Origin of the sequence: Sorangium sp. KYC3313, assembly GCF_052075895.1 — a bacterium.
Classification (GTDB): domain Bacteria; phylum Myxococcota_A; class Polyangia; order Polyangiales; family Polyangiaceae; genus Sorangium; species Sorangium cellulosum_B.
In genome coordinates this window covers 4,950,598-4,966,681 of the sequence record NZ_CP197255.1, presented here as the reverse complement: position 1 = coordinate 4,966,681, position 16,084 = coordinate 4,950,598, and the positions used below count along the sequence as shown (strand labels likewise).

Annotated in this window: 12 protein-coding genes; 4 read left to right on the top strand and 8 right to left on the bottom strand. The window is 72.2% G+C overall.

Annotation, left to right across the window (positions count from 1 at the left end; translation table 11 throughout):
• Positions 1–39: 39 nt before the first annotated feature.
• Together ACSRUE_RS19440 and ACSRUE_RS19435 are read right to left on the bottom strand one after the other, a co-directional pair.
• Positions 40–1,047, bottom strand: a complete 1,008-nt coding sequence (locus ACSRUE_RS19440; protein ID WP_441292283.1) for an ABC transporter ATP-binding protein — start codon at positions 1,045–1,047, stop codon at positions 40–42.
• Positions 1,044–2,471, bottom strand: coding sequence for a sigma-54-dependent transcriptional regulator (locus tag ACSRUE_RS19435; protein ID WP_441292282.1), 1,428 nt, complete (start codon positions 2,469–2,471; stop codon positions 1,044–1,046). Before ACSRUE_RS19435 ends, ACSRUE_RS19440 begins: the two co-directional genes overlap by 4 nt.
• Positions 2,472–2,813: 342 nt before the next feature.
• Between ACSRUE_RS19435 and ACSRUE_RS19430 the strand changes: the two genes are divergently transcribed.
• The 4 genes from ACSRUE_RS19430 to aat all read left to right on the top strand — a co-directional run bounded on the left by ACSRUE_RS19430 (position 2,814) and on the right by aat (position 8,327).
• A complete protein-coding gene (locus ACSRUE_RS19430; protein WP_441292281.1) occupies positions 2,814–5,639 on the top strand; it encodes a carboxypeptidase regulatory-like domain-containing protein in 2,826 nt (941 codons plus the stop codon).
• An 86-nt stretch (positions 5,640–5,725) separates the two neighbouring features.
• Positions 5,726–6,487 (top strand): hypothetical protein, encoded by a 762-nt coding sequence (locus tag ACSRUE_RS19425; RefSeq protein ID WP_441292280.1) that lies wholly within the window; start codon positions 5,726–5,728, stop codon positions 6,485–6,487.
• Positions 6,488–6,541: 54 nt separating this feature from the next.
• Positions 6,542–7,543: a glycosyltransferase gene (locus ACSRUE_RS19420; protein WP_441292279.1), complete on the top strand. Its 1,002-nt coding sequence runs from the start codon at positions 6,542–6,544 to the stop codon at positions 7,541–7,543.
• A gap of 61 nt (positions 7,544–7,604) precedes the next feature.
• Entirely contained in the window at positions 7,605–8,327 is a 723-nt protein-coding gene (gene aat / locus ACSRUE_RS19415; RefSeq protein ID WP_441292278.1) for a leucyl/phenylalanyl-tRNA--protein transferase, read from the top strand.
• A 39-nt stretch (positions 8,328–8,366) separates the two neighbouring features.
• Here the strand turns inward: aat and rbfA are convergent, their stop codons facing one another.
• The 6 genes from rbfA to rimP are packed head-to-tail and all read right to left on the bottom strand — an operon-like array spanning position 8,367 to position 15,748.
• A complete protein-coding gene (gene rbfA, locus ACSRUE_RS19410; protein ID WP_272094721.1) occupies positions 8,367–8,738 on the bottom strand; it encodes a 30S ribosome-binding factor RbfA in 372 nt (123 codons plus the stop codon).
• Positions 8,735–9,130, bottom strand: a complete 396-nt coding sequence (locus ACSRUE_RS19405) for a DUF503 domain-containing protein (protein WP_437765683.1) — start codon at positions 9,128–9,130, stop codon at positions 8,735–8,737. Before ACSRUE_RS19405 ends, rbfA begins: the two co-directional genes overlap by 4 nt.
• A gap of 10 nt (positions 9,131–9,140) precedes the next feature.
• Positions 9,141–12,251, bottom strand: coding sequence for a translation initiation factor IF-2 (infB, locus tag ACSRUE_RS19400; protein ID WP_441292277.1), 3,111 nt, complete (start codon positions 12,249–12,251; stop codon positions 9,141–9,143).
• 15 nt (positions 12,252–12,266) lie between these two features.
• Positions 12,267–13,409 carry a DUF448 domain-containing protein gene (locus tag ACSRUE_RS19395; protein ID WP_441292276.1) on the bottom strand — a complete coding sequence of 381 codons (1,143 nt, stop codon included), beginning with the start codon at positions 13,407–13,409 and terminating at the stop codon, positions 12,267–12,269.
• A 38-nt stretch (positions 13,410–13,447) separates the two neighbouring features.
• Complete coding sequence (nusA, locus tag ACSRUE_RS19390; protein WP_441292275.1) at positions 13,448–15,073, bottom strand: transcription termination factor NusA; 1,626 nt, start codon at positions 15,071–15,073, stop codon at positions 13,448–13,450.
• A 48-nt stretch (positions 15,074–15,121) separates the two neighbouring features.
• Positions 15,122–15,748 (bottom strand): ribosome maturation factor RimP, encoded by a 627-nt coding sequence (rimP, locus tag ACSRUE_RS19385; protein ID WP_441292274.1) that lies wholly within the window; start codon positions 15,746–15,748, stop codon positions 15,122–15,124.
• Positions 15,749–16,084: the final 336 nt, after the last annotated feature.

Below are 16,084 nucleotides of genomic sequence, written 5' to 3'. Positions count from 1 at the left end.
GGGGGCCTACCGCTGTCCTAGGGACACCCCCGGCGCTGGCTACAGCGCGCGGCGCATGAAGAGGTCCTCTAGCGTCTCGCGGCGCGGCGCCACCTCGACGACCTGCGCGCCCGCCGCGAGCGACGCCCGCAGCACGTCGCGCACGCGCGCCTCGCCCTCCACGTCGACCACCACGACGTCGCCCCGGCGCGTGGTCGCGAAGCCCTTCGCGACGAGATCGGCCAGGAGGCCTTCGCTCGCGCCCGCCAGCGTGACCTCGGTGCGCAGCACGTCGCCCCGCAGCAGCTGGCGGATCGCGCCGCTCACCACCACCTGGCCCTCGCGCAGGATCGCCACGCGATCGCACATCGCCTCGACGTCGCTCAGGATGTGCGTCGAGAAGAAGATCGTCCGGCCCTGGTCGCGCTCGGCGAAGATCAGATCGCGCACCTCCTTGCGGCCCACCGGATCGAGGCCGCTCATCGGCTCGTCCAGGATCAGCATCTCCGGATCGGCGACCAGCGCGGCCGCCAGCCCCGTGCGCTGCAGCATCCCCTTCGACAGCCGGCGCACCTGCCGATCGGCCGCGTACGCGATCTTCACCTGATCGAGCACCTCCATCGCCCGCCTGCGCAGCGCCGCGCCGCGCATCCCGGAGAGGCGGCCGCAGAGCTCCACGAACTCGCGCGGGGTGAGGTAGGGGTAGACGTACGGGTTCTCCGGCAGAAAGCCGATCTTCCGGCGCGCATCGGGCGACGGCACGCGCGCGCCGAACAGGTACGCCTCGCCGCCGGTCGGGGCGATGAGGCCCGTCAGCATCTTGATCGTCGTCGTCTTGCCGGCCCCGTTCGGCCCGAGAAAGCCGAAGATCTCGCCGCGCCGTACGCCGAAGCTCACCCCCTTGACCGCCTCGACCGCCCTCCGTCGCAAGAAACCCACCCGGAACGTCTTCAGGAGGCCGCGGACGTCGATCAGCAGCTCGCCCTCCGGCGCCCCTTCCTCGACGGAGCTGGCCGGCGCGGCGCCCCGGTCGCGCGGCTCGACGATGCGCTCGGCTGCGTTGCTCATGCGCCCTCCTCCCCCTCGGGGCTCTCGCCCGGCGCGCCGTCTGCCGGCCGCGCCCTGCCGCGCGCGTTGGCCGCGCTGTACTCGTGCAGCTTGTACTGGATCTTGCGCGGGCTGATCCCGAGGATCGTCGCCGCCTTCGAGGTCGAGCCCTTGCACGCCTCGAGCGTGCGCAGGATCGCGTAGCGCTCCAGGTCGTAGATGGTGCTCCCGGGGACGCGCGGCATCGCGTCGACGGACTCGGCCGGCTCGGACGACATCTGCGCCGGCAGGTGCCGGAGCTCGATGCGCGCGCCGTCGCAGAGCACCGCGGCCCGCTCGATCGCGTTCTCCAGCTCGCGCACGTTGCCGGGGAACGAGTAGGACGTCAGCGCCGACAGCGCCTCGTCGGTGAAGCCCTCGATGCGCTTGCCGTTCTCCTGCGCATAGCGGCCGAGGAAGAACGTCGCGAGCTCGGGGATGTCGCTCCGGCGCTCGCGGAGCGGCGGGATCTCCAGGGTGACGACGTTGAGCCGGTAATACAGGTCCTCGCGGAACACCCCCTCGGCGATGCGCTGGCGCAGATCGCGGTTCGACGCGGCGAGGATCCGCACGTCGACCTTGAGCGTCTCGTTGCCGCCCACCCGCTCGAACGTCCGCTCCTGCAGGAAGCGCAGGAGCTTCACCTGCGTGGCCAGCGGGATCTCGCTCACCTCGTCCAGGAACAGGGTGCCGCCGCTCGCCTGCTCGAAGCGGCCCTCGCGGCGGCCGATGGCGCCGGTGAAGGCGCCGCGCTCGTGGCCGAACAGCTCGCTCTCGAGGAGCGACTCGCTCAGCGCGGCGCAGTTCAGCCGGACGAGCGGCGCCTTCGCCCGCGGGCTGGCGCGGTGGATCATCTCGGCGATGAGCTCCTTGCCCGTGCCCGTCTCGCCCACGATCAGCACGCTCGCGCGGCTCGGCGCCACCTGCTCGACCAGCCGGAGGACCTTCGCCATGCTCGGGTGGCTCGCGATCACGTGCCCGAACGCGTTGCGCTCGCGCAGCCGCTCGCGCAGCCGCGAGTTCTCCTGGAGGAGCCGCGCCCGCTCCACCGCGCGCTCGACCACGACAGCGAGCACCGAGAAATCGAGCGGCTTCGTCAGGTAGTTGTACGCGCCCTTCTTCACCGCCTCGACCGCGCTCGAGATGGTACCGAACGCCGTCATCACGACGAAGGTCGCGTCCGGCAGCGCGAGCTGCGCCTTCTCCATCATCCGGATGCCGTCGAGCCCAGGCATCTTCAGATCGGTCAAGACCACGTCGGGCGCGAACTCCTCGAGCTTGCCGAGCGCCTTGAAGCCGTCGGCCGCGGTCTCGGTCGTGTACCCCTCCTCGCGGAGGATCTCCGAGAGCGCCGCGCGCGCGTTGGCCTCGTCATCGACGATCAGGATGCGCCCGCGGGATGCCATGGTGATGGCTTTTCTAGCATGTGCGTCCGCGGAATTGGACGGCCGCTCGGCCCCGGCCGAGCGGCGGCGGGGACCGCGGGGCGCTCCGGTCGAGCACGTTTGCGACCGAGGCGCCGGCGCGGCAGCGCGGCGCCGCGCCTCGCGCAGAGAAGGCCGAAGGGCGCGGCACCGCCGCGCTGTGTGCCGTACTCATCGAGCCGTGCGGCGCGCCTGTCGCGGAGCTGCTGCCAGCGAAAACCGCTGTTTCACGCGCCGCCCGGAGTGATACAACGGGCCGCGCGCGAGGTCTCCACCGTCCCGATTGGCGGGCGTTTCCTTGTTCGACCCCGCGGGTGAGGCTCGATGCATACGCTTCGGAAGGTGTTTGCCGACAGGCCCCGGCGCGCTGCGCTCACGGCGCTGCCGCTCGTCGGCTCGCTCACGCTCGCGGCCGCTGCCGAGGCGCAGCAGCCGCAGCCGCCCTTCGGACCTCAGCCGATTCCAGGCCAGCCCGCGCAGCCGCCCTTCGGACCTCAGCCGATTCCAGGCCAGCCCGCGCAGCCGCCCGGCGCGTTCGGGCCCGAGCAACCTCCCGCGCAACCTGGCCCCTTCGGGCCGCAGCCCGGTCAGCCCGGCCCCTTCGGGCCGCAGCCGGGTTATCCGGGCGACGCTCCGCCGCAGTTCGGGCCGCAGCCGGGCCAACCGCCGCCGGACGCGAGCTTCTCTTTCGGCGCGCAGGCGTCGGTCGGTGATCAGGGCCTCCAGGCCAGCGCGACGGCGCCGAGATCCACCGCGTGGGACGAGGAGGAGCGGGCGCTCTCCCTCACCGCTCAGCCGAACCTGTGGGGCTCGACCGGCCTCCTCAGGACGTCGTACGCGGGCTCGGGCGCGCCGGGCACCTTCCGGGTGTCGTTCCTGCTCGACTGGTTCTCCACGAGCGGCTTCCTCTGCGATCCGGCGGAGTCGACGCTCGCCGGTCACCCGATCACGTGCGGTCCTGACGCGAAGGAGGACTCGGCGAGCCACGTGGGAGCGTTCTTCGCGCTGAACGCGACCCCCCTGCCCTTCCTCGAGGGGTACGCGTCGATCCGCACGTTCGCGAACGCGAACGATCAGGGTCGTCCGCGGCTGCTGCAGGTGCTCGGCGACACGACGTTCGGCGTGAAGGCGTTCACCCCCACGAAGATCGGCAAGCCGTTCTCCTTCGGCGGCGAGGCGCAGCTCCTCCTGCTCAACGGGACCGGCGACGTCGGCCTCGCCGGCGGCGGCACGAGCGCGGTCTTCCGTGGGCTCGCGTCGCTCGATCTGCGCAAGCCGCAGGGCAAGGGGTTCCCGCTGCGGGTGAACGTGAACCTCGGCTACAAGCTCGACAACTCCGGCGTCCTCGTGGAGGAGGTCGAGAAGGCGCGCGCGAAGGCGTTCACGGACGGTCGCGAGCGGCAGCCGATCTCGCGGATCGAGCGGTTCGGGCTCGGCATCAACCGCGTCGACTTCTTCCAGACCCACCTCGGCGTCGAGGTGCCGCTGCCGAAGGTGCAGCCTTACCTGGAGTACACCCTCGATATCCCGGTGAACCGGCAGGGTTACGAGTGCCACACGAAGACCGTGTCGCGCGGCGACGTCTGCCTCGGGCTCGACGACTTCGCGTCTCCTGACCCGCAGAACCAGGGCGGACCGGGTTATGCCGCGGCGCCGTCGCGGCTGTCGCTCGGCGTGCGGGTGACGCCGTTCGAGAAGGCTTTCCGCGGGCTCTCCGGACACGCGGCGTTCGACCTCGGCCTGTCGGCGACCTCCGTGTTCATCGAGGAGGTCGCGCCTCAGGCGCCGTGGACGCTCTATCTCGGGATTGGCTATGCGTACGATACGAAGCAGAAGGAGCCGCCGCCGGCCCCCGCGCCGCAGCTCATCAAGGAGCCGCCGCAGCTCGTGCCGGCGCCGCAGACCTTCGCGCGCGGCTTCGTGCACGAGCAGAACAAGCCCGACGCGGCGGTGGCGGACGCCATCGTGACGATCGAGGGCGCGGCTCAGCCGCCGTACGCGACAGGGCCGGACGGCCGCTTCCTCACACGGCACCTCGATCCGGGGACGTACACCTTCAACATCCGGGCGAACGGGTACAAGCCCGGCACCTGCCAGGCGACGATCCTCCCTGGCGGGGCAGCGCCAGGGCAACCCGGGGCGTTCGGACCGCAGCCTGGGCCTTTCGGCCCGCAGCCCGGGCAGCCCGGCGCCTTCGGTCCGCAGCCCGGGCAGCCCGGCGCCTTCGGTCCGCAGCCTGGACAGCCTGAGCCCTTCGGCCCGCAGCCCGGGCAGCCCGGCGCCTTCGGTCCGCAGCCTGGGCAGCCTGGGCCCTTCGGCCCGCAGCCCTGGCAGCCAGGGCCCTTCGGCCCGCAGCCTGGGCCCTTCGGCCCGCAGCCTGGGCCCTTCGGCCCGCAGCCCGGACAGCCGGGTCCCTTCGGCCCGCAGCCGGGAGGGCCTGGCGCTGCGCCGAGCCCGACGCAGCCGCAGGGGCCGACGTTCGTGGACGTCGATTGCTCCCTCGAAGCGCTGCCCAAGACGGGCAACATCGTCGGGACGGTGAAGGACGCGGAGAGCGGGGACGCGGTCGCTGGCGCGACGATCCGGCTGGTCGACGCTGCGGGCCGGGAGCAGACGGCGACGGCCGACGGCAGCGGCGCCTTCCGTTTCCCCGACCTGCCGGCCGGCGCGGTGACGCTCAAGGTCGAGGCGCAGGGCTACATGAACCACGTCAACCAGGCCGACGTCCGGACGAGCGAGGACACGCGCGCCGCCCTCACGGTGAACAAGCGGCCGAAGATCTCGCTCGTGAAGGTGCTGGGCAATGAGATCAAGATCTCGCGGCAGATCCACTTCGAGACCGACTCGGCGAAGATCCTCGGCGACTCGAACGCGCTGATGGAGGAGATCGCGGACGTGCTCCAGCGGAATCCGAACATCCGCAAGGTCGAGATCCAGGGGCACACCGACAACACGGGCGGGCGCGAGCACAACCAGACGCTCAGCGAGGCCCGGGCGAACGCGGTGCGCGCCTGGCTGATCCGGGCCGGCGTGGACGGCTCGCGGCTGCTCGCGAAGGGCTATGGACAGGATCGCCCCGTCGCGCCGAACGTCACGCCCGCGAACAAGGCCAAGAACAGGCGCGTTCAGTTCATCATCGTGGAGAAGTGAGCCGGGTCCGCCGCCGGGCGGGCCCCGCATCCGGCCGCGCCTCGGCGTCGCTTGTCGGCGCCGGGGCGCTGCGATAGGGCACGCGCATGATCAAGCAGGTCATCGCGACCGCGCTGGCGGTGGTGGCGGGTTGCGCGGCGCCCACCCCGGCGCCCGATGCCCGGCCAGCCGAGAGCGCCCGGCCCTCCTCGGCCGGCGCCGCGCCCACGGCGGCAGCAGCGACGGCAGGCGCCAGCGCGGCCGAGGTGGCGTCAGCGCCTCGCCCCGAGGACGCAAGCGCGCCGGAGCCGCCGCAGGACGGGGGCGATCGCGCGGCCGCCGACGCGCCCGCGGCCGGCGCGTCGCCCGGCCCAGGAGCGGCGTCCAGCGCAGGCGCCGACCCCAGCGCCGCGACCTCCGCCCGCGCGGACAACAAGATCCTGCCGGCGCTCGAGAGCGAGGAGCTCACGGCGCGAGCCGGGGCGTTGTTCGACGCCATCGTGAAGAAGGAGCCGGCGCTGGCCGAGCCCTTCTGGTTCCCCAAGGAGCCGTTCATCCCGCTCAAGGACGTGAAGGACCCCGGCAAGTACTGGGACAACCTCCACGCCGCTTACGTGAACGACGTGAAGTCGATGCATCGGAAGCGCAAGAGCTGGGAGGGGGCGCGGTTCGTCGGCTTCGTGGTGGGCTCCAAGCCGAAGTGGGTGCCTCCGGGGGACGAGGTCAACAAGATCGGCTATTACCGCTCCTTTCACGGCAAGTTGAAGTACGAGATCGACGGGAAGCCGGCGAGCCTGGACGTCCACACGATCATCTCGTGGCAGGGCCGCTGGTACATCACGCACCTCGGCGACTTCAAGAAGCGCTAGGCGTCCGCGCCCGTTCTTGTGGACGCTGCGCGGGCGCGCCGCCATGGTCTCCGCGTGGCGCCGCTCGTCTCCGTCTTGCTCCCGTACCGGCAGGCGGAAGCGACGATCGAGGAGGCCCTGGAGAGCGTGCTCGCCGAGCGCGCGGTCGGCCTGGAGGTGGTCGCCGTGGACGACGGCTCGACGGACGGCGGCCCTGCCAGGGTCGCGCGCATCGCGCAGCGCGATCGCCGCGTCCTGCAGGTCGCGACGGGCGGCGTGGGGATCGCACAGGCGCTCTCGCGGGCGGCGGAGGCGGCGCGCGGCGAGCTCCTCGCCCGCATGGACGGCGACGACATCTCGGTCGGCGAGCGGCTCGCGCGACAAGCGGAGGCGCTCCTCCGGGATCCGCGGCTCGACGTCGTCGGGGCCCGCGTCGAGGCGTTCGCTGCCGGGCCGATCGGCGAGGGCATGCTGCGCTACGTCGACTGGCTGAACTCGATCGTCACCCCGGAGGACCACGCGCGCGAGATGTTCGTGGAGTCCCCGCTGTGCCACCCGTCGGTGATGCTGCGGCGGAGCGCGCTGGAGAAGGTGGGCGGGTTCCGGGAGGTCCCGTGGGCGGAGGACTACGACCTGTGGCTGCGCCTCGACGCCGCGGGCGCGCGGATGGCGAAGCTCCCGGAGCTCGGCCTGCGCTGGCGGCACCGCGAGGGGCGCGCCACCTTCGCCGATCCCCGGTACGCGATCGCGAGGTTCCTCGAGGCAAAGGCGCACTACCTCGCGAGGAAGCTGGGCCCAGCGCGGCCGGTGGCCGTGTGGGGCGCGGGAAAGACAGGCCGGCGGCTGGCGAGGGCGCTCGCCCGGAACGGCGTGGCGCCCGCGCGGTTCGTGGACATCGACCCGCGCAAGATCGGCCGGATCGCGCAGGGCGCGCCGATCGTCGACCCGTCGCGGCTGGAGCGCGGCGCAGAGACCGTCGTCGTCGCCGTGGGGGCGCGGGGGGCGCGCGCGCTCATCCGCGGCCACCTCGCGGCGCGCGGCTTCGCCGAGGGCTCCGACTACGTGTGCGCCTCCTGAGCGCGCGGCAGGCGACGCTTTGCAACCGCGCGCTCTTTTGGGAGGATTCGATCCCACAGCGATGCGGGTCCCGGTGCTCACGAGCAAGCTCGACTTCCCTCCGCCAGAGCGCGCGACCCCGGAGGGGATCGTGGCCGTGGGCGGCGAGGCCTCGCCGGAGCGGCTGCTGGCCGGCTACCGGCGGGGCATCTTCCCCTGGCCTCACGAGGGGCTGCCGCTGCTCTGGTTCTCCCCCGATCCTCGCTTCGTCCTGCCGCCGCGCGAGGCGCACGTCCCGCACTCGCTGCGCAAGCGGGTGCGCCGGGGCGAGATCGAGGTGCGGACCGACACGGCGTTCGAGCGGGTCATGGAGGCCTGCAGCGCCGCGCCGCGGCCCGGGCAGAACGGCACGTGGATCACCGAGGAGCTCATCGCCGGCTACACGGCGCTGCACGCCGCCGGGGTCGCGCACAGCATCGAGGCGTGGTCGAACGGCGAGCTCGTCGGCGGCCTCTACGGCGTGTCGCTGGGGCGGATGTTCTTCGGCGAGTCGATGTTCGCACGCGCGCCCGACGCCTCGAAGGTCGCGTTCGCGACGCTCCTCGGGAACCTCGTCGCCTGGGACTTCGCGCTGGTGGACTGCCAGGTGTACACGGACCACCTGGAGCGATTCGGCGCCGTGGAGTGGCCGCGGCGCGAGTTCCTCGGCGCGCTGAAGGTGGCGCTCGACGCCCCGACGAGGTTGGGACCGTGGCGCTTCGACCTCGAGCCCGCTCAGGCGATCGAGCGGCTCATCACGCGGTGATCGCGCCCGAGCTCCGTCCGCGCGCCGCTCGACCCCGCGCTAGGAGCGCTCGCCCGAGCCGTCCTTGATCTCTCGGAGCAGCTCCTCGATCCGCCGCTCGGCGTCCGGCCCCTCGTCGTAAAAGAAGCGCAGCGTCGGCACCACGCGCAGCCCCATCGTGCGGGCGACGTCCCGGCGCAGCCGGCCCGACGCCGCCTCCAGCCCCTTGAGCAGGGCGCGGCGCGCCGCGGCGTCCTCCGCGCCGAACTCGTGGCGCACGTGGACCTTCGCGCTCTGCAGATCGTCGGTGATCTCCACGCGCGACACGAGCACGCCGGCGATCCGCGGATCACGCAGATCCCGGAGCAGGTTGGACAGGTCCTCACGGAGCCGCTCGGCGACCCGCGTCGCCCGCTTCACCACGCCGCTCATTCGTCGTCCTCTGCGTCCTCGAGCATGTCCGAGGAGGCTCCCAGATCTCCATCATCACGGCCGAGCGCCTGCTCGATGCCGCCCTGCACCCCAGCGCCCCCATCGCCGAACGGCACGATCTCGGTCGCCCGATCCGTGAGGACGGCGTGCGGCAGCGACCCCGCCATCGCGGCCACGTCCGCGAGGACCTTGTCGCACATGACCGCCGAGTTCGAGACGACCGCGACGCCGAGCGTCGCCCGCCTCGGATCGTCGAGCACGCCGACCTCGGCGATCGACACGCGCATCCGGCTCTGCGCCCGCTCCTTCAAGGAGCGCACCACGCTGCGCTTGTCCTTGAGGGAGCGAGCCCCGACGATATCGAGACGGAGACGGAGTACACCCACGAACATCGGTTGAGGCTCAGAGCTTCGTCTTGACCTCTTCGATCTCGAAGCTCTCGATGATGTCGCGCTCCTTGATGTCCGAGTAGCCGTCGAGCGAGATACCGCACTCGAACCCCTCGACCACCTCTTTCACGTCATCCTTGAACCGGCGCAGCCCCGACAGGCGACCCGTCCAGATCACGGCGTTGTCCCGGATGAGGCGCGCCTCGCCGGTGCGCTTGACCGAGCCGCTGATGGCCATGCAGCCGGCGACCGTGCCCGCCTTCGTGATCTTGAAGACCTGGCGGACCTCGGCGCGGCCGAGGACCTTCTCCACCTTGGTCGCGGGGAGGAGCCCCTCCATCGCGCTTCGGATGTCGTCGACGGCGTTGTAGATGATGTTGTAGAGCCGGATCTCGACGCCCTCGTTCTCCGCAAGAGCGCCCGCCTTGCCGGCCGGCCGGACGTTGAAGCCGACGATGATCGCCTTCGACGCGACCGCCAGGTTGACGTCGCCCTCGGTGATGCCACCGACGGCGCCGTTCACGATCGTGACCTTCACCTTCTGGGTCGAGAGCTTCGCCAGCGCGTGGATGATCGCCTCGACCGAGCCCTGCACGTCGCCCTTGATGATCAGCTTGAGCTCGAGCTGATCGGCCTCCTGCAGGTTCTTCGTGATGGACTCGAGCGAGACGCGCGAGTCCTGCGGGATCAGCGTCTTCGACGCCTTCTTGCGCCGGGTCTCGGCGATCTCCTCCGCGGTCTTCCCGTCCTTGACGGCGTGGACGGGATCACCCGCGCTCGGCACCTCGTTGAGGCCGAGGACCTCGACGGGTGTCGCGGGGCCGGCCTCGGCGACGGAGCGCCCGAGCTCGTCGGTCATCGCCCGGACCTTGCCCCACGCGGCGCCGGCCAGGAGGATGTCGCCCGTGCGGAGCGTGCCGTCCTGGACCATGACGCGCGCGACCGGGCCGCGGCCGCGATCGAGCAGCGCCTCGATGACGGTGCCGCTGGCGCGCTTCTTCGGGTTGGCGCGGAGGTCCTGGACCTCGGCGAGCAGCAGGACCGACTCGAGGAGCTGGTCGATGCCCTGCCCCAGCTTCGCCGACACGCTGCAGAACATCGTCTCGCCGCCCCACTCCTCGGGCTGAAGCCCGAGGGCCGCGAGGTCGCGCTTGATCTTGTCGGCGTCGGCGCCCGGCTTGTCGATCTTGTTCACCGCGACGAGGATCGGCACCTTCGCGGCCTGGGCGTGCGAGATCGCCTCCTTGGTCTGAGGCATCACGCCGTCGTCGGCCGCGACCACCAGGATCACGATGTCGGTGAGCGAGGCGCCGCGGGCGCGCATCGCCGTGAACGCCTCGTGGCCCGGCGTGTCGAGGAAGGCGATCGTTCCGCGCGGCGTCTCGACGCGGTAAGCGCCGATGTGCTGGGTGATCCCGCCGGCCTCTCCCTCGGCGACCGTGGCCTTCCTGATCCTGTCGAGCAGCGACGTCTTGCCGTGGTCGACGTGACCCATGACGGTGACGATGGGCGGACGGATCTCCACCTCCTCGTCGGTGTCGGCCCCGGCCTGCATGGCCGCGCTCAGCGTGTCCTGCTCGCTGACGGCCACGTCCTCGACGCTCCAGCCGAACTCGCTCGCGAGGATCTTCGCGGTTTCGGCGTCGAGCGTGCTGTTGATGTTCACGCCCGTCATGCCCATCGACAGGAGCCGCATGAGCACGTCCGTCGCCTTCAGGCTCATCTTCGCGGCGAGCTGCTGGAGGGTGACCTGCTCCTCGATCTTGATGACCTTCTTGTGCGAGGCCATCTCCTGCGTGGAGACCTGGACCGGCTTGCGCGGGAGACCACCGCCTCCCGGGCGCTGCCGCCCGAACATCCCGGGGCGGGTGTTCCGACCGCCCATGGGCCGGCCGCCTGGACCGAAGCTGGGACCGCCAGGGCGTGCCTGCTGGGCGTTGGCGCGCGGATCGTAGGTCGTGCGCCGCGCCGGCGGTGTGCCGGTGCGGGGAGCCGGCATCGTGACGCCGGGGCGCCCCTGCCAGACCTCGATGCCGGTCTTCGGTGGCGAGGACGGGCGACGCGGCGCCTGTCCCGGCGTGCCGGCCGGCTCTTCCGGCTTGGCCGCGGGTGCCGGCGGCGTGGTCGGCCGAGCGCCCGGGCGGGCGGCGGCCGGAGCTGCAGACCGCTGCGGAGCGGGCGGCGGCGACGTCGGCCGGGGCGCCCCCTGCGCCGGAGCAGGCGTCGAGGGCGCGGCTTGCGGCCGGGCCGGCGCCGGCGTCGCGGCTGCTGCGGGCGCAGGCGTTGCGGGCGCAGGCGCTGCGGGCGCAGCGGCTGCGGGCGCAGCGGCTGCGGCAGGCGCCGCTGCTGCTGCGGGCGCCGCGACAGCGGCAGGGATCGGCGCGGGCGCAGCCGCCGGCGCGGCGGCAGCTGCAGGCGCCTCGGGCGCGGCGGGGGCGGGCGCCGGCGCGGCGGCGGTGGCAGGCGGCGCCGCGACAGGCGGCGCAGGCTTCGGCTCGGGCGAGGTCACCTTCGTCTCCTCCGCGGCCGCGGACGCCGCGGCAGGCGCGGTTGCTGCGGGAGCGGGAGCCGCCGGGGGCGGCGGCGCAGGGGGCGCAGCCGCAACAGGCGGCATCGCCGGGGCAGGCGCACTGGGCGCGGGTGCGGGAGCAGGCTCGCGCGGGCTCCCGGCGACGACCGGCTCGGGGGCCGGCGCCGAGGGCGCTGCGACGGGAGCGGCGGGCGGCGGCGCAACGGGGCGACGGGGCGGCGCTTCCTCCTGAGCGGCGCGCTCGAGCGGCGGCGAAGCCGGCGCGGGCTCAGCCGCAGGCCGAGAGGGCGCAGGCTCCGTAGCCGCGCGAACGGGCGCCTCCGACAGGTCAGGCCCGCGGCCTGGCGAGGACGGCTCGGGCTCGGCCCCGGGCCGTGCGCGGCGCTTGACGACCGTGGGGCGGATCCTCTCCTCCACCACCTCAGGCGACTTCTGCCGCTCGAGGTGCCGCTTAACCCGCTCGACGACGTCGGATTCGACGGCGCTCATGTGATTGCGCACGTCGCCTATACCCATGGACTGGAAGAGCGCGACCAGCGTCTTCTGGTCCATGTTCAGCTGCTTGGCGACCTCGTAGACCCGGACTTTGCTCATGCACCTCGCTCCACGTTAACCAATCCGCCTCACCCATCCGCGCGGGCGACGATTTGCGGCCACTCTGTCCACCGTCGAGGCGCGTCCGGTAGAACCGGACACCGCCGCCCTGCCCCCGACCGCGCCGCCTCCCCCCGTGCCCGGCGCAGTAGCAAGAAGCCGACCGGACCCACGCTCCGGCCCCCGCCGCTCGTCGCGGCTGGTAAGCGCGCCCTCCAGGCTGCCGGTTCTTTCACCGACATCCTCGGTCGCCGCGAGAACCCCGGCCCCGGGGTTCTCGCGCTCCACGCCCGACGCCCCCGGCCCGCGGCGACGCGAGAGGCCAGCATGGCCAGGCGGCGCCTTCCGTTGCTCGGGGCTCCCGCCCTCTTCCGACCGGGCGGCCGCGCTGCGCGAAGGCCGCCCCCGGCGACCGGCGCCGCGGCGCCCGCCCTCCGCGGCGTCCTCGCCCCGCTCGACGCGCGCGCACGTGTCCACCACGTGCGCTGCGTTCGCGACGGCAGCGGCGATCGACGCCGAGGAGATCGCCATCACGGCAACGCCGCGCTCGCGCGGGCCGCCCGCCAGGGCGCCGAGCCCCTGCTCGCTGCCCCACGCGACGGCGCGCCCTTCGGCGACGGCGCGCCTGACCTCCGGCAGATCCGCGCCTGCCGCCGCGTCGCACGCGACCAGGACGAGCGCGGCATCGCCCCGCACGCACGACCCCACGACCGCATCGGCGCCGATCGCCACGCTCTGGGAGCGGACGGCGGCGCGGAGGAGCCCCTGGAGCCGGCGCTCGGTAGCCTCTCGGATCGCCCGCGCCAGCGAGGCGGTCGTGAGCGGTTCGACGCGCTGCGTGACCTGATCGCCGGCGCCCTCGGCGCCTCCTCCAGCGGCCCCCACGATCGCGTGGACACGTGCCTTCGCGGCGCGGGCCAGCCCCCGGGCGACCGCCGCCGAGAGGCAGTCCTTCTGCGGGTGGACGCGTGCGCCACGCCCGAACCCGCCGTCGCCGGGATCGACCGCGACCACACCGCCGGGGCCAAGGATGAGCCGGACGAGCGGACGGGCGCCGCGGACGTCGTCGATGCCGACGCGCTCCCCGCAGCCGACGCACGTGCGCACTCGCCCCTTCTCGAAGGGCTCGCGCTCACCCGCGTCGTTCTGTCTGCTCACCGCTGATCCCATCCTTGGTCCTCTGCCTCCCCCGCAGCCTACGCGTGCCTCGCCTCTGCGGCGCGACGAACGTCCGCCCGCGCCGCATCGAGCACCTTCTGCTCGCTTTCAACGAAATCCCGCGCCCCCTGCTTGATGGCGCGCGCCTTCTTGATGCCGAGGCCGGTGCGGATCGCCAGCCGATCCTCGTCCTCCCGCAGCACGTCCTCGACGCTGCGGTACCCGGCCTCTTCGAGCAACACCACCGTCCGATCGCCGACGCCACGGATGAACATCAGCCGTTCGCGGTCGGTGAGCGGCTCGGTGCGCGAGCTCGCCGAGCGGATGCGCTCCTGCCGCAGCCGCTCCATCGTCGTGTCCGCCTGCGACTTGATGCGATCGGCGGCCTCGACGCCGCCGAGGCCCGGGATGGCCGCGAGCTCCTCGATCGAGGCCTCGCTGACCTCCTCGAGCGCGCGGAAGCCGAGCCGGTACATGGACTTGGCGATCTGCTCCGTCACGACGTCCATCTGCTGGAGGGCGGAGATCGCCTCTTCCTCCATCTGCTTGAACTTGGTCTCGCTGATGATGTCGAGCTTCCAGTTGGTCAGCTGCGCGGCGAGCCGCACGTTCTGGCCCTTGCGCCCGATCGCGAGCGACAGCTTCTCGTCCGGGACCACGAGCTCCATGCGCCCGTCGGCCTCGTCGACGATCACCTTGTGCACCTCGGCCGGCTGGATCGCGGCGATGACGTAGCGCGCCGGATCCCGATCGAACGGCACGATGTCGATCTTCTCGCCGCGGAGCTCCTGGACCACCGCCTGCACGCGCGAGCCCTTCATGCCCACGCACGCGCCCACCGGGTCGACGTCCGCGTCGCGGCTGGTCACCGCGATCTTCGAGCGAGCGCCCGGCTCCCGGGCGACCGACACGATCCGCACGATGCCCTCGTAGATCTCGGGGACCTCGGCCTCGAAGAGCTTCTCGACGAGCCGGGGATCGGAGCGAGAGAGGATGACCTGCGGGCCGCGGGCCTCGCGATCGATGTCCTTCACGTACGCCACGATGCGGTCCCCGGGCCGGTACGTCTCGCGCGGCGTCTGCTCGCGGAACGTGAGCACGCCCTCGGTGCGGCCGATGTCGACGATGATGTTGTTGCCCTTCTCGAACCGCCGGACGATGCCGCGGATGAGCTCGCCCTTGCGATCCTTGTACTCGTTGAAGATGAGATCGCGCTCGGCGTCGCGCACGCGCTGCAGCAGGACCTGCTTCGCCGTCTGCGCGGCGATGCGCCCGAAGGTCGTGCGGCCGTGCTTGAGCTTCAGGATGTCGCCGTATTCCTTGTCCTGATCGCGCGCCTTCTCCGCGTCCTCGGGCCGCCAGAAGACCTGGAAGCCGAGCTCCTCGCCCAGAGTCGCATCCAGCTTCAGTTTGTCCACGTCAGTGATGGAGATCTCGCGCTCCGGCTCCGTCACGGCCTCGACCACGGTCATGTACTGGAAGAGGTCGATCTGCCCGGTGTCCTCGTTGAAGCGCGCCTCGAGCTCGCGGGTGGGGCCGAAGACGCTCTGCGCGGCCTTCAAGATCGCGGCCTCGATCGTCTCGACGAGGATCTTCTTGTCGATCCCCTTCTCCTTCGCGACCTGATCGAGGATGCTGCCGAGGCTCGTCTCCGAGGTCGGCATCGCTGCCATCGTTGCCATGACGTCCCTGTCTCCTGATCTTTCTTCTCTCTACTTGCGCTTCTCGGAGCCGCGCTCGCTCCGCTTCGAGCCCGACCGCGGAGCCGCCTCCGTGAGCTGCTTCTTCTGCGCCGACTCCTTAGCCGGCTCCTTGCCCTGCCGCTGCCCCTTCTTGGGCTGCGCGGTGAGCTCGAAGACGAGGCGCGCCTCCACGACATCCGCGAGCGGGACCGCGATCCGCTTGCCGTCGACCAGCACCGCGACCTGCCCCTCCGGAGCCTCGAGGAGATCGCCCCGGAGCAACCGCTGACCGTCCGGCGCGGGGCGCGCCAGCTTCACCTTCGCTGTCCTGCCGAGGAAGCGAGCGAACTCGGCCGCTGTACGCAGCCGCCGGTCGAGGCCAGGCGAGCTGACCTCGAGGTTGTAATGGTTGGGTATGAGATCCTCGACGTCGAGGACCGATGAGACGTCGCGCGACACGTCCGCGCAGTCCTCGAGCGTGACCCCGCCGTCCGCGCCGTCCGCGTTCTCGCGCTCGATCGTGAGCCGCAGCGTCCAGCCCGCCCGCTCCGTGATCCACTCCAGATCGACGAGCGTGACCCCATGCGAGGCCAGCGCCGGCGCGACGGCGTCGCGAACGCGCCCGAGATCGAACACGGCTCTGGTCGAAGGCTCCATGGGTTGCTGCATGTGAGAGACGTCACTTTCGGCGGATCCAGGTCCTCCCAGCGCGATCGGCCCCGAGCGAGGGCGCCCGGTGCCTGTGCGCCAAAAAAAAAGAGCCGATTCCCCGAACTGGGAACCCGGCTCGCGGATCCGCCTAGTTGTCGGCGGACAACCTAGTCGAATGCGGGCCTTCATGCAAGGGGGGATACGGGCAAACCGCCCCTGCACGGCCGGAGATCTCCCGCCGGTTCCTCCTCGCGACGGCGCGACGGCCAGCTGCGCGTCAGCGCTGGAACGCTCGCCGCCGCGCGGCGGTCACGCCGGTTGCGCCGGTCGCGGCGGTCACGC